16 protein-coding genes and 1 tRNA gene are annotated in these 13,290 nt (G+C 64.7%); 4 read left to right on the top strand and 13 right to left on the bottom strand.

What is annotated here, in order from left to right; translation table 11 throughout:
- Positions 1 to 6: 6 nt before the first annotated feature.
- The 3 genes from APS40_RS19780 to APS40_RS19770 form a co-directional block, all read right to left on the bottom strand.
- Positions 7 to 83: transfer RNA gene (locus tag APS40_RS19780), tRNA-Pro, on the bottom strand.
- Positions 84 to 164: 81 nt separating this feature from the next.
- The gene (locus APS40_RS19775) at positions 165 to 1,931 is read right to left on the bottom strand and encodes a peptidoglycan D,D-transpeptidase FtsI family protein (protein WP_055048686.1); all 1,767 of its coding nucleotides are present in this window, start codon (positions 1,929 to 1,931) and stop codon (positions 165 to 167) included.
- Positions 1,932 to 2,070: 139 nt separating this feature from the next.
- Entirely contained in the window at positions 2,071 to 2,703 is a 633-nt protein-coding gene (locus tag APS40_RS19770; RefSeq protein WP_055048685.1) for a cysteine hydrolase, read from the bottom strand.
- Between the two features lie 156 nt (positions 2,704 to 2,859).
- Here APS40_RS19770 and APS40_RS25210 point away from each other — a divergent pair, with 156 nt between their 5' ends.
- Positions 2,860 to 3,021, top strand: a complete 162-nt coding sequence (locus tag APS40_RS25210; protein ID WP_197279370.1) for a Thivi_2564 family membrane protein — start codon at positions 2,860 to 2,862, stop codon at positions 3,019 to 3,021.
- Positions 3,022 to 3,129: 108 nt separating this feature from the next.
- Here the strand turns inward: APS40_RS25210 and ybaK are convergent, their stop codons facing one another.
- Entirely contained in the window at positions 3,130 to 3,603 is a 474-nt protein-coding gene (ybaK, locus tag APS40_RS19765) for a Cys-tRNA(Pro) deacylase (RefSeq protein WP_055048684.1), read from the bottom strand.
- A 39-nt stretch (positions 3,604 to 3,642) separates the two neighbouring features.
- The gene (locus APS40_RS19760) at positions 3,643 to 4,299 is read right to left on the bottom strand and encodes a MarR family winged helix-turn-helix transcriptional regulator (protein WP_055048683.1); all 657 of its coding nucleotides are present in this window, start codon (positions 4,297 to 4,299) and stop codon (positions 3,643 to 3,645) included.
- Between the two features lie 119 nt (positions 4,300 to 4,418).
- Between APS40_RS19760 and APS40_RS19755 the strand changes: the two genes are divergently transcribed.
- A complete protein-coding gene (locus APS40_RS19755; protein ID WP_055048682.1) occupies positions 4,419 to 5,945 on the top strand; it encodes an MDR family MFS transporter in 1,527 nt (508 codons plus the stop codon).
- Between the two features lie 59 nt (positions 5,946 to 6,004).
- Here APS40_RS19755 and APS40_RS19750 read toward each other — a convergent pair whose 3' ends face one another.
- Entirely contained in the window at positions 6,005 to 6,403 is a 399-nt protein-coding gene (locus APS40_RS19750) for a response regulator (RefSeq protein WP_156343005.1), read from the bottom strand.
- A 193-nt stretch (positions 6,404 to 6,596) separates the two neighbouring features.
- Here APS40_RS19750 and APS40_RS19745 point away from each other — a divergent pair, with 193 nt between their 5' ends.
- Positions 6,597 to 6,845 carry a hypothetical protein gene (locus APS40_RS19745; protein ID WP_055048680.1) on the top strand — a complete coding sequence of 83 codons (249 nt, stop codon included), beginning with the start codon at positions 6,597 to 6,599 and terminating at the stop codon, positions 6,843 to 6,845.
- Positions 6,846 to 6,973: 128 nt separating this feature from the next.
- Here APS40_RS19745 and APS40_RS19740 read toward each other — a convergent pair whose 3' ends face one another.
- The 6 genes from APS40_RS19740 to APS40_RS19715 form a co-directional block, all read right to left on the bottom strand.
- Positions 6,974 to 7,489 carry a MerR family transcriptional regulator gene (locus APS40_RS19740; RefSeq protein WP_055048679.1) on the bottom strand — a complete coding sequence of 172 codons (516 nt, stop codon included), beginning with the start codon at positions 7,487 to 7,489 and terminating at the stop codon, positions 6,974 to 6,976.
- A gap of 26 nt (positions 7,490 to 7,515) precedes the next feature.
- Complete coding sequence (locus APS40_RS19735; RefSeq protein ID WP_055048678.1) at positions 7,516 to 7,827, bottom strand: integration host factor subunit alpha; 312 nt, start codon at positions 7,825 to 7,827, stop codon at positions 7,516 to 7,518.
- A 177-nt stretch (positions 7,828 to 8,004) separates the two neighbouring features.
- A complete protein-coding gene (locus APS40_RS19730) occupies positions 8,005 to 8,973 on the bottom strand; it encodes a beta-ketoacyl-ACP synthase III (RefSeq protein ID WP_055048677.1) in 969 nt (322 codons plus the stop codon).
- A complete protein-coding gene (gene plsX / locus APS40_RS19725) occupies positions 8,970 to 10,052 on the bottom strand; it encodes a phosphate acyltransferase PlsX (RefSeq protein WP_055048676.1) in 1,083 nt (360 codons plus the stop codon). Before plsX ends, APS40_RS19730 begins: the two co-directional genes overlap by 4 nt.
- A 146-nt stretch (positions 10,053 to 10,198) precedes the next feature.
- Positions 10,199 to 10,747: a DUF177 domain-containing protein gene (locus tag APS40_RS19720; protein ID WP_055048675.1), complete on the bottom strand. Its 549-nt coding sequence runs from the start codon at positions 10,745 to 10,747 to the stop codon at positions 10,199 to 10,201.
- Positions 10,744 to 11,268, bottom strand: coding sequence for a ubiquinol-cytochrome C chaperone family protein (locus tag APS40_RS19715; protein ID WP_055048674.1), 525 nt, complete (start codon positions 11,266 to 11,268; stop codon positions 10,744 to 10,746). Before APS40_RS19715 ends, APS40_RS19720 begins: the two co-directional genes overlap by 4 nt.
- Positions 11,269 to 11,515: 247 nt before the next feature.
- Here APS40_RS19715 and APS40_RS19710 point away from each other — a divergent pair, with 247 nt between their 5' ends.
- The gene (locus APS40_RS19710) at positions 11,516 to 11,878 is read left to right on the top strand and encodes an outer membrane protein assembly factor BamE (RefSeq protein WP_055048673.1); all 363 of its coding nucleotides are present in this window, start codon (positions 11,516 to 11,518) and stop codon (positions 11,876 to 11,878) included.
- Positions 11,879 to 12,067: 189 nt separating this feature from the next.
- Here the strand turns inward: APS40_RS19710 and APS40_RS19705 are convergent, their stop codons facing one another.
- Positions 12,068 to 13,285, bottom strand: a complete 1,218-nt coding sequence (locus APS40_RS19705; protein ID WP_055048672.1) for an MFS transporter — start codon at positions 13,283 to 13,285, stop codon at positions 12,068 to 12,070.
- Positions 13,286 to 13,290: the final 5 nt, after the last annotated feature.

Genomic DNA, 13,290 nt, shown 5'->3' with positions numbered 1-13,290 from the left:
AAGAAATGGTCGGAGTGGCCGGATTTGAACCGACGACCCTTTGTCCCCCAGACAAATGCGCTACCAGGCTGCGCTACACCCCGACTGGAGCGGAGGCCTACAGAAACCAGCCTTTTGAGGCAAGAGGCATTTTTGCGGCAATGCGATCGAAGCAACGCAAAAGCTCACCTCGGCAGGCCGTCGGGAAGAGCTTCCGAGCGGGAGCCGATCTGCATCAGCCGATCATCGATGCCCGCGGCGGCGCTGGGCGGAATGCCCAACATCGGCGCGATGCGCCGGATGATCTGTCCGCTGACCACCGCCACGTTCCAGCCCGCCTCGCGAGTCGCGCGGTCGTTCTCGGCCTGGGCCTCGTCGAGCATCACCAGCATGGCGTAGCGTGGAGTTTCCATCGGGAAGGCCGAGGTGAAGACGGTGACGTTCCTCGTCTTGGAGTAGCGTCCATTGATGGTCTTTTCTGCCGTGCCGGTCTTGCCGCCGCTGCGATACCCCTGAGCCGCGGCATCCATGTTGCGCCCGGAGCCGAGCAGCGCATTCATGCGGAACAGGTACTGCATTTCCCGGCTGGTTTTCGGGCTGACGATCGGACGCGCAAGGCGCTCGGCTTCGGCCTCGCCGCGGCGGAACAGCGTTGGCGGCACCAGCTTTCCGCCGTTCATCAACGCGGCCACCGCGGTAAGCATATGCATCGGCGTGGCGGCAAAGCCATAGCCATAGGAGGCGGTGGCGGCCCCGACATCGGAGAAGTTGGCAGGCACCCGCGGTGCGGCGCGTTCGGGCAGCTCGATCGATGAGCGCTGATCGAAACCGGCCGCGGCGAGGAACGCCCGGAGCCGTTCCTTGCCCATCTGCTCCATGATGCGGATTGTGCCGATATTGTCGGAGTAGCGGAACACATCCGACACCGACATGATTTCGTGCCTGCCATGGTCGAGCAGGAAACGGCCGAAGCGCACGCCTTCGCGCGCATCGATCATGTCGTCGATGGCGACCGCGCCGCTGTCGAGCGCGGCAGCGATGGTGATGGTCTTGAAGGTCGAGCCGAGCTCGAACGTCCCGTTGGTCATGCGGTTGAAGCTGTCGGGCTGCAGCGCAGTGGCGGGGGCGTTGGGATCGAAATCCGGCAGCGAGACCATGGCGATGACCTCGCCGGTCCGGATGTCCAGTACAGCCCCTGCCGCGGCGATGGCGCGGAAGCGCGCAAGCGCGGCAAGCAACTCGCTACGCACCACGTACTGCACACGGGTATCGACCGACAGCATCTTCGGCTCGAGATCGGCGCCACGCGCCAACCCCACCTCCTGCAGTACCGCCAGCTCGTCTCGGTCGATCGCCAGCTCCATCCCGGCGATACCCTGGTTATCGACATTGACGCTGCCGATCACATGGGCGAGCTCGGGTCCCGCCGGATAGAACCGCCTGCTCTCTTCGATGAAGTCGATGCCGGGCAGCCCCAGCCGCATGACCTGTTCCTCGATGGCAGGCGTCAGTTCGCGCTTGATCCAGACGAAGCCTTTGTCGCCGCTCAGGCGCTGTCGCAGCCAGGCTTCGTCCAGGTCGGGCAGCACGGTTCGCAGTTGCGCCGCGGTGGTCGCGACATCGACGATGCTGCGCGGCTCGGCATAGAGCGACGGTACGCGGATATCCACGGCGATGGTGATGCCGTTGCGGTCGACGATCGGTGGGCGCGATGCCTGAATGATGTTGCGCGTGACGCCTTCGATGGCGTCGTCCAGTTTGACCTGCCCCAGTTGCACCAGCCGTCCGCCGATCAGCAGGAAGCCGGTCACCAACAGAGCCGCAACCACGGCGATCCGGCCCCGGGTGATGCGGTTATGGCGTCGTGCCGTGCCGGTCACTTCGACGATCTGTGGATAGCTGGGCGCAGGACGCAGCGGTCCGGCCCCGTCGAAATCATCGGCGGTGGTCATGATGGGCTCAGCAGTGAAACGTGGCGACTGCCCGAATGCAGCGGCGTCAGGTTCACCACCCGGCATCCCCGATCAACGGCATTTGAGCCAACGGATTAACGAGTGGTTAGCGACCAACAGGTCAGCGGGGATAACCGCGCTATCGCCCCGCCGCTTCCACAATCTCGACCACTTCTGCCGTCTCGACCTGCATACCGAAACGGCTGTCATAGACGTGCAGCATGGCGTCATGCGTCGAGTCGGCGGACGAGCAGATCGCATCCGTGGCGATGATCACGCGGTACCCCAGATCGATCGCGCCGATCACCGTGGCCATCACGCAGACCTCGGTCTCGGCCCCGGAGACGATCACCGTATCGATGCCTGCCGCAACCAGCTCGGCGTGCAGTCGACTGCCCAGCCAGGGGCTGTAGATCGGCTTGTCCACAACACGCGCCGGCGGGGCGTAGTGCGCCAGTTCGGGGATCAGTTCCAGCAGGCCGGGCTCGAGCCGGTCGCGGGTCATCGCCGCCCAGCGCTGGTAGTAGCGCCGCCAGGTGCCGGCGACATCGTCGGCGCTGCGGGGCGGGATGAAGCGGGTGAACACAGTACGCTCCGGCTGCATTTCCACCAGACGCACCACCTCGGGCAGCACCCGCTCCATCCACGGGGCTTGCCACTCGGTCTGTTCGGCGAACAGCCGTTGCATATCGATGCACAAGTGGATCCAGTTGGCGCCGAGCGGGCCGAAATGCAATCCACGCGGATCGACGAGGTCGGCCGGGTCGGTCATCGGACAGAAACTTGGCGCGCCCCAACTCGGTTCCGTCGCTCACCTAGCCGGGACAACGCCCGGTTTCGAAACGGATTTTTCGAGGTGGCCTGCCACGCTTTCGCAGTTGGCGCGTTGTGACACACCTGCATTTCCGCAGCGTCACGGAGACTACAGATGTCCATCCTTATCGGAATTCTCATCACCTTCCTGGTCGTCGCCCTCATCCTCTGGCTGGTCCAGCGCCTGCCGGTCGACGCGCGGGTCAAGCAGATCATCCAGATCGTAGTGATCATCATCGGCATTATCTCGCTGCTGAAGTACCTGGCGGTGTTCTAGCCGCGGGGTCCGCCGACGCACGCAACACGCGTTGTCACCACGACCATCTTTGCTTCTGATCTCTCGCGCGCAACGCGAAGGCCCTGTCGGCGCTGCCGGCGGGGTTTGTCAGGCCACCAGGTCGATCAGTTTCGCCTCGGCAGCGCGGGCCGCGTCCGCGGGACTCAGCCCGACCAGCAGGCCACGCTGGCCACCGTTGATCAGCACTTCGTCAAACAGTTCGGCGGTTTCGTCGATGGCGGTTGGCACCCGCTTGCGCTGGCCGAACGGGCTGATGCCCCCGACCTTGAAGCCGGTGAGACGCTCCGCATCGGCCGGCTTCAACATGTTGGCGGACTTGCCGCCGAATGCCGCGGCGAGCTTCTTCATGCTCACCTCGCAGTCGGAAGGCACAACGACGCAGACCGGCTTGCCGTCGACCTCGGCCATCAGGGTCTTGAACACCTGTTCGGGAGCCTTGCCGAGCGCCTCGGCCGCCTGCAGTCCGATCCGTGGCGCATCGGGATCGTAGTCGTAGGGAAAATGCGTGAAGGCGATGCCCGCCTTGGTCAATGCGAGCGTTGCCGCTGTGGTTCTGGACATGCAGAACAGTTACGGTCGCGGCGGCCGTGCGTCCAGCTGCTACTTGGCGCCGGCGATTTCCCGAGGCGCCGCCTCTGCCTCGTCGAGCAGGCGACGGATGTTCTCAGCCGAACGCGCCACGCCGTTCTCATCAGTCGCCCAATTGGAGAAGCGCTCGAACAGCGCCGCGAACACCATCAATTCGTGCTCGTTCCACTGCGCCAGCGCCCTGGTGAAGATCTGTACCTTGTTGCGCCGCACGGCCTCGACGAAGTTGCGGCCTCTCTGGGTCAGTTCGAGGCAGATCCGCCGCGCATCCTGTTGCGAGGCGACGCGTCGGACATAGCCTCGCTCGACCAGTTCGGACGTCACTCGACTGGCGCGCGACGGATCGATGCCCAGCCGCTCGGCCACGAGACCCACCGTCACTTCGGTGATCTCCTCCCCCTTGTGCGCGATGGCGCTGATCGCATCGAGATGGCTGACATCGAGGCTGGGGTCCATCTCCGCCATCACCTGTCGGCCGAAATCCCGGCGCTGGATAGAGCGGCGGACCTTGTGCATCACCGCGTCGATGGCTGCGACGGCCTCCGCCGCATTGGGCGACAAACCAGCCTGTTCCGCCAGCTCGACCATCTCGCGATCGCCGCGCGTCTGGCAGATGGTGGGGAGATCGGTGAGTGGTTCGCGGGCGATGCCGCTCTTGCTGCTGCTCATGGAAGGTCGCGGTAGCATGAATGCATGCTCCGGTCAATTATGTGCTGTTGTCATATAATTGTCGTTGACATGCATTTGCCCGAAGCACATAACCCGCCTCCGAGCTTCGGAGGCTTTCCATGACTGTAGACTCATCTTCCGTTCCAGCAGCGGCCGAGGCGCCGGCGCGCCCGGACCGCACGACATTGCTGGTGTATTTCGGCGCCCTGATCGCGATGTTCATGGCGACCCTCGACATGCAGATCGTGGTGACGGCGCTGCCCACCATTGCCGGGGAACTGGGCAACCTGCACCTGTTCGGCTGGGTGGGCTCGGCGTACCTGCTCTCCACAGCCGCGGTGGCGCCCTTCTACGGCAAGCTCGGCGACATGTACGGCCGCAAGAACGTGGTGATGACCGCCATCGTGCTGTTCATCATCGGCTCCGCGGTCTGCGGCATGGCCTGGTCGATGGAATCGCTGATTGCGGCCCGCGTGCTGCAGGGCATCGGCGGCGGCGGCCTGATGGTCTCGGCCTTCGCCATGATCGGCGAACTGTTCGGCCCGCGGGACCGCGCCAAGTACCAGGGCTATTCATCGGCCGTCTTTGCGCTGAGCTCCATTCTCGGGCCGGTCGCCGGCGGCTACATCACCGACATCTTCGGCTGGCGCTGGGTGTTCCTGGTCAATCTGCCGGTGGGCATTGTCGTTCTCGCCATCATCGCGGTGGCGATGCAGCGCCGCTTCACGGAAAAGAAGCACAAGGTCGATTATCTCGGCGGGGTGCTGCTGGCGATCGCCACGACCGCCATCGTCTATTGGGGCGACCACGTGCTCGACCCGACGGGGCCGGACCTGCTGACCTTCGCACTGCCGGTGATCGGCATCGGCGCCGCCATCTGGTTCATCATCGTCGAGGGGCGGGCGGAGGAGCCGATCATTCCGCTGCGGCTGTTCCGGAACCATACGATCAGCATCGTCAGCATCGTGTCGTTGATCGCGGGTTCAGTGACGCTGGGGATGTTCTTCTACTTCGCGCTCTACTTCCAGACGCTCACCGGCCTGGGGCCGGCGGAAGTCGGCTTCCTGTTCCTGCCGGCCTCGGCCACCTCGATGGTGATCTCGATGCTGGCCGGCCGGGTCATCGCGGCGACCGGCCGCTACAAGTGGATGCCGGTGGCGGCGATGGCGGTCGGTGCGACGCTGATGGTGGCCTTTACTTTCATCGATGCGCATACGCCGCTCTGGGCGCTGGCCATCATGATGGCGGTGTTCGGCATCTCGATGGGGCTGCAGTTCCAGGTGCTGATGGTCGCCATTCAGGCCGCCGCGCCGCTGGCCGATATCGGCGCCGCCACGGGTCTGATCACCCAGGCCCGCACCATCGGTGCCTCGATCGGCCTCGCCATCAACGGCGCGGTGATGACCTTTGCCCTCACTCAGCAGAACGCCACGCTGCCGGCCGACATCGCCGCGCAGCTGCCCGACGGTCTCACCGGCCTCAGCCCGCACATCGCCGCCGCACTGCCCGAGGCGGCGCGCGAGGTGGTGCTGACGCATTATGGCGCCGGCATCAATACGATGTTCCTGTGGGTCGCGGCGCTCTATGTGCTGGCGATGATCTTCACGATCATGCTCAGGGACGTACAGATTCCGAAACGGGCCTGATCGGGCGACTACGAACAAAGAGGGGCCTCAGAGCCCCTCTTTGCATCCCCATCTGGGTTTCAGGCCGGCTCTTCGCGCTGAGCGAGCACCGCCGCGTGCATGAACTCCAGCAACTGGTCATTCGAATACGGCTTGGCGAGGATCGGCCGGTGCCGGTGACGCGCCACGATGGCCTCCGGTCCCGTAGCCGTCGCGAACAGGAATGGCACGTCACGCCGGTCGAGTTCATCGGCAAGGCCGAAGCTGTCGCTGGCGCCGAGCGTCACGCCGAGGATCGCACAATCGACGTTGCGCCGCGCGACTGCGACCTCCGCGGCTTCAGGATTGCTGCACACGAGTACTTCCAGCGCACCCTGGTCGAGCAGGAAATCTTCAATCATGACGGAAACCAGCGCCTCTTCTTCGAGGACGAGGATGGTGCCGATGCAGACACCGTCCACCTGAGGGGAAACAAGCATGGGGCTCTCCTTTGCCTCAGGGTGGACCTCACCAGTTGCAAGGTCGAGAAGAAACCGAGTTAGGCTGCTGCCCGAAAGTAGCGGCTAGCGGTCAGGCAGGAGGTTGAACACAACGCGCCCAATGAGTGCTTCGCCGTAGGCAACCATCCGGAGCACAATGAGTTGAATGAGTAACTGACGGCTCGGTGACGAGATGGCTGAAAAAACATACAAGGGTAACGAGTTGCAGCGCGGCGAGCGCCTCCAGATCATGCTGGAGAGCGATGAGTTGCGCGCTCTCGACGATTTCCGGTTTGCCAACCGCATGCCCAGTCGGGCCGCGGCAGTGCGCGAGTTGTTGCGGCGCGGGCTGGGCGTCGCCGGCCAGGTGCACAACGGTGGCGAAGGGAACTCGCAATCCTACGGGGTGCTCGATCCGAAGCCGGCCCGCCCCGAGGCCTGACTGCACCCGCTTCGCCGAACCGTGGAGCGCCAGTTACGAACTGGGCCTGGTCACCTTACAACGGACCAGACCGGACTCGGGTGGGTCGACGGTCGCGTCATGCCGGGTAACTCAGTCGGGGGAATGCTCTAGCCTTCGCGGGCCCGCTCCAGCAGGCGCTTGCAGTCGAGCAGTTCGCGCAGCACGTCGGAGAGCTTGTCGCGGTCGGCGGCCGTCAGGCCGGCCGGCTTGGGCTTGAAGCTCGGCAGCTTCAGTCGCGACGGCGTCGGTGGCGCGTCGGTCATATCCTCTTCGGGATCCATGGCCGGCTCGGAGGCAAAATCCTCCTCGGGCTCGGTGTCGGCAGGCTGGCGCTCCAGCGCTTCGACGGGACGGCCTTCGCCGATGCCGATGACGTAGCGGATGCCCTGATCCTTCAGGATCCGCTGCACGCCCTTGATGGTGAAGCCCTGATCGTAGAGCAGGTGCCGAATGCCCTTGAGCAGCAGCACGTCCTCGGGCCGGTAGTAGCGGCGGCCGCCGCCGCGTTTGAGCGGCTTGATGGTGGAGAAGCGCGTTTCCCAGAAGCGCAGCACATGCTGCGGCAGGTCGAGCTCGTCGGCCGCTTCGGAGATGGTTCTAAACGCGTCTGGAGACTTGTCCAAAAGGACTCACCCGCCCGGAAAGAGTCTTATTTTCCAGACCGGACCATAGATTTGTTGATCTTGGATTTCAACACGTTGCTGGGTTTGAACACCAGAACCTGACGCGGCAGGATCGGCACTTCCTCGCCGGTCTTGGGATTCCGGCCGATCCGCTCGTTCTTCGAACGCACCTGAAATGAGCCGAAAGACGAGAGTTTTACGTTGTGGCCCTCTACGAGCGCATCGCCGATGAGGTCGAGCACCCGCTCCACCAATTCGGCCGACTCGGTGCGGGACAACCCCACCGCCTCGTAGACCGCTTCCGCCAAGTCGGCTCGCGTGACCGTTCTCTGCGTCATATGCCGCCCCTCCGTTCTTTGCCCAGCTGGATACAGGTGCCCGTCAGGCGCCCCCACCTACGGATCTTTGACAAAGATTAACGCGCTGTCACGCCACTGGCAATCTGGCTTACCGATCAAAGGCGTGAGCCTCTCGAGCGCCGGAACATCAGGTCCAAGCCGCGGGGGCCGGAGCCGCTACCAGCGGATCAGCGAAGCGCCCCAGGTGAAGCCGCCGCCCATCGCCTCGATCATTACCAGGTCGCCGCGCTTGATCCGGCCGTCGGCCACGGCGGTGTGCAGGGCCAACGGAACCGAGGCCGCAGACGTGTTGGCGTGGCGATCGACGGTGACCACCACCTTCTCGGGCGGCAGGCCGAGCTTGACGCCGGCACCATCGATGATGCGCTTGTTGGCCTGGTGCGGCACGAACCAGTCAAGATCCTCGATGCTGTGGCCGGTATCCTCGAGCACCTTGTAGACCACGTCGGTGATCATGCCGACGGCGTGCTTGAAGACCTCCTTGCCCTCCATGCGGATGTGTCCCATGGACTGCGTCGAACTGGGGCCGCCGTCGGTGTAAAGTTTGTTCCAGTGGCGACCGTCGGAGCGAAGCGAGGTGGCGAGCACCCCGCGATCCTCGCCGGGCTTGCCCAGTTCCATCACTGCCGCCCCTGCCCCGTCGCCGAACAGCACGCAGGTGGTGCGGTCGTTCCAGTCGAGGATGCGCGTGGCCGTCTCGGCGCCGATCACCAGAGCGCGGCGCGCCAGACCGTTCTTGAGGTAGGAGTCGGCGGTCGCCACGGCGTAGACGAAGCCGGAGCACACGGCCTGGATGTCGAATGCCGCGCCATGATGCATACCCAGCTTCTGCTGCACCACGGCGGCGGTCGCCGGAAAGGTCATGTCGGGCGTCGTGGTCGCAACCACGATCAGGTCGACATCTTCGACCGAGATGCCGGCATTCTCCATCGCCTTGCGCCCGGCGGCAGCGGCGAGGTCGGAGGTGTTCTCACCCTCGGCGGCGATGTGGCGCTGCTTGATGCCGGTGCGCTGCTGGATCCACTCGTCGGAGGTGTCGACGGTCTTGGCCAGCTCGTCATTAATCACCACACGCGCCGGAAGATAGGAGCCGACGCTGCGGATAATGGATTTCCTGTCAGTCACGCGGATTTCGCCTCGGTTTCGGGAGCCGGCGCTGCCTCGGTCGAGGGCGCCACGCTCAGAGTGGGGAAGCGGCGCATGCCTTCGCCGATCTTGTCCATGACCCGGCTGCGAGCCATCTCGTAAGCCAGGCTGAGGGCGCCCTTGAAGCCGACCTCGTCGGTGCCGCCATGCGACTTGATGACGATGCCGTTGAGGCCGAGGAAGACGCCGCCGTTGATGTTGCGGGGGTCGAGCTTGCGGCGGAGCGCCTGCAGCGCCTGGCCGGCGATCGCCGCGCCGAGCATCGAGATGAGGTCGGCCTTGAGCGCATTGCGGATGTAGGCGCCCACCTGCCGGGCCGTGCCCTCGGCCGTCTTCAGCGCGATATTGCCGGCAAAGCCCTCGGTGACCACCACGTCAACCGTGCCCTTGCCGATATCATCGCCTTCGACGAAGCCGTGATAGACAAAGCCCTCGCCGCTGGCAGCGTGGAGAATCCGCGCGGCTTCCTTGACCTCGTCGTGCCCCTTCATCTCCTCGGTGCCGACATTGAGCAGCCCGACCGTGGGCAGTTCCTGGTCGAACAGCGCCCGCGCCAAAGCCGCTCCGAGGATCGAAAAATCGGTCAGCTGCTTGGCGTCGCCACCAACCGTCGCACCGACATCGAGCACGATGATGTCGGTGCGCAGCGTCGGCCAGAGCGCAGCGATCGCCGGTCGGGAGATGCCTTCGATCGGCCGGAGGCAGAAGGTGGCCATCGCCATCAGCGCCCCGGTGTTGCCGCCGGAAATCGCCACATCGGCCTCGCCATCCTTGACCGACTGGATGGCCGCCCACATCGAAGAGGTGCCGCGGCCCTTGCGCAGCGCCTGCGAGGGTTTCTCCTCCATCGAGATGACGACCTCGGCATCGACGATACGCGAGACCTTCCTGAGGTCCGGGAACTCGTCCAGCAGCGGTTTCAGCTCGGCCTCGCGACCGTGGAAAATGAAACTGGTGTTCTTGCGCTCGCGCCAGAACAGGCGCGCGCCTTCGACGGCCACGCGCGGGCCCTTGTCGCCGCCCATGGCGTCAACGGAGATACGGATGGAATCGCTCATCGCCGCCCGGTCCAGCGTCCCCTGACGGAGACAGGTTTCAACATACTCAAACGCTTACCCCAGACAAGATACCACCCCGACGCATGGCCGGCCTAGAGCGCTCATCGCTGCGGCCAAACGTCGAAACGCCGGCGACCGACGGCGCTCTAGCCCTTGTCCTCGGGAGTCTTGAGGATTTTGAGGCCGGCAAAGGGCAGATCGCTTTCGGTATCGCCATCGTCGCGCAAGGCGCCAAGGCTTTCACCCGGCTGGCGCGGATACGGGTCGAGGGTCAGTGCCAGGGTCTCGATGATCAGCGCCGACAGATCGGCCTCGTTGCCCTCGAAATGGTCGGGCACATCCTCGCCGTCAAGATCGACGAAGATCTCAGCATCGGCGGGACCGGCATAGACCTTCTCGCCACCGGGCAGAAATACCCGCTCGATCGGCTCGACGATCTCCTGCGTGACCGGCTCGAGCGACACCACACTCGGCTGCACCGTGGTGGCGATCAACCGTCCGGATACCCGGATGCCGCCCTTGAAACGGACGGCGTGGAGCTTGACCTCGAGCTTTTCCACCGCGGTGATCCCGAGCTGCTCGGCGATCGCCAGCCGATCGGCAGCGCCCACCACCAGCACAAGGTCGCGCCCCGCCGCCGGCATCGAATCGAGGCGGATGCTGGCATCCGCAATGCGCAGCTGTTCCGAACTCATGCCGCCGCCGCCATGTCGAGGCGCCCCCCGACGATATCGGTCAGCGCCTGCGCGGCCAGCGAGTCGGATTGAGCGAACAGGTAGGCGGCCAGCTGTGGCGCGTGGACCGACTCAGCCTCGGCGTACACGTTGCGGCGCAGCACCGACTCGACGCCGGGCCGGTCGCCGCGGTCCATCGCCTCGTTGAGGCTGGTCATCAGGCCGTAGAAGATCTCGCTCATCTTGCGGACTTTCTTGGGCACCGCCATGTCCCCTGCTCCCAGCTCGCGCAGCGAATTGTCCATGTCCTTGAAGAACAGATCGAACAGCGCCTGGCTGAACTCGGCAGCCGATTTCTCGGCCCGCAGGCGCCGAAACAGCAGCGACAGGTGCAGCGAGATCATGTCGAAGCGACCGGTGACCGTGTCGGGAATGCCCCAGTCGGCGTAGAAGACGGGTTGCCGGGATTGCGCCACAATGGCTGTATAGATGGCATAAACAGCGTCGGAGGACGGGTTTTTCCTGAACAAGTTCAATATCATCAGTCGCACTCCGCGGTTTTGCGGGACAAGGTGCTGCCGGTGTGGAAGGGTTCGTGCAAGGATGCAAGCCAGCTTGCCAGCGGGCGCCTTTGACAGCTACACAGTGCCCGCTCGGCCAAGGCCGTGCTAATAGTAGACAGCGATCGGGAAAGTCAAATTGATGCCTCTGCGCACCGTCACTAACCGCCTGCTCCCGATGACCGCTGCGGTACTCCTCAGCGTGTCGCTTGCAGCATGTGGCAGCGGGATGAGTCTCACGCAGTCCAAAGCCCGCGGCTACGAGATCTCCGAAGACGCGGTGGCACAGATTCGCGTCGGCCAGAGCGCCGCGCTGGTCACTGCCGTGCTCGGCTCGCCGCAGATCACCAACTCGTTCGCCACCGAAACCGCCTGGTACTATTTGGGTGAGAAGGTGCAGCAGACCGCGTTCGGCATGGAACTGAGCAAGCAACGCACCCTGCTCGTCGTCTACTTCGACAAGAAGAACAAGGTGGTCGATACCGAGCGGCTGGGCGTCAAGGACGGCAAGTCGTTCTCGATCGAGAGCCGTCGCACGCCGTCCTACGGTCAGGACCGGACCTTCCTCGAGTCGATCCTGTCGTCGATCTGACGTCGATCGCAAAGCCGATCAAACCCACCGACCGTCATCCCAGCGAAAGCCGGGACTGCGCGGACGTTTGGTCAGCACGATCTCCTCCGGTCGGTCTTTGCAGGGCCGCAAAGACCGTGCGCCTGGACTAGTCGGATCACGGGGTCCCGACTTTCCTCGGGATGACGGCCACTGATCGAGACGAACTGCTCAGATATCGCCGGCTGGCTGCGCCCTGCCCGGCCGGAAGCTGACCCAGGCCAGCGCCAGGATCGCCGCGGCGGCGACCGGAATGGCCAGCAGGTTGATAGCTTCCCAGCCGATCAGTTGCAGCAGCAGGCCTGAGGCGATCGAGGCCAGGGCCATCACGCCGAACACTACCTGCTCGTTGGCGGCCTGCACCTTCGCCGCCTCTTCAGGCCGATAGGCTGCCGCGAGCATGGCGGTTGCGGCAATGAATCCGAAGTTCCAGCCAACGCCCAGCAGGATCAGCGAAATATCGAAGTGCAGCGTGGTGACGCCGTGGAGGTTAACCCCCGCGGCGACCAGGATCAGCAGCAGCCCGATGGCCGCGGTCAGCCGCGCGCCGACCCGCTGGATGACGGCACCGGTGACGAAGCTTGGCGCAAACATCGCAACGATGTGCCACTGGATGGCAAATGCCGCGTCCTCTGTGGTGTGCCCGCAGACGTAGACCATGGCCAGCGGCGCCGCGATCATCACCAGCACCATCAGCGAATAGCTCGCGGCGGCAACGACCATCGGCACCCAGATGCCAGTATCGCGCAACAGCACCGGCAGCGACCTGCCAGCCTTGCGATCCTCCGCCCGCTTAACCGTCGGCGCGAGGCGGGTGCGGCTGATCACCGCGATGGCCACCAGCGCCAGCAGGCCCATGACCAGGTAAGTCGCGGCAAACTCATGCCCCGGGATCCAGCCCTTGGTGTGTGCGGCGAGCTGCGGACCGAGAAAGCCCGCCACCACCCCACCGAACAGCACCCATGAGATCGCCCGTGACTTGAGGCTGGCCGGGACACTGTCGGCCGCCGCGAAGCGGTACTGGTTGGCGAAGGCCGCCGGTAGGCCGAACACCGCCAGCGCCAGGCAGAACAGCCAGAACTGATCGAGCCAGGCCGCCAAGGCGGCAATGATGCCGGCCGGAATGGCGATCGCCGCGCCGAGCATCAGCCCCTCGCGGCGGCCAAGCGCGTGGATCAGCAGCGCCGCCGGTCCAGTGGCGAGCGCTGTCCCGATGATCATCAGGGTAACGGGGACGGTGGCAAAACCCTTGTCGGCAACCATGGTGGCGGCAGTGAGCGAGGCGATCGACATGATGATCGCCTGGTTCGACCCCAGGATCGCCTGAGCCACGGCCAGCAACCCGATATTGCGGAGCGGCGAGCCGATATTGGTGGCGCGCTCATCCATGGCAG

Origin of the sequence: Devosia sp. A16 (assembly GCF_001402915.1) — a bacterium.
Lineage (GTDB): Bacteria > Pseudomonadota > Alphaproteobacteria > Rhizobiales > Devosiaceae > Devosia_A.
Note: the sequence above shows the minus strand (reverse complement) of the source record. Positions and strands in the feature narration are given on the sequence as shown.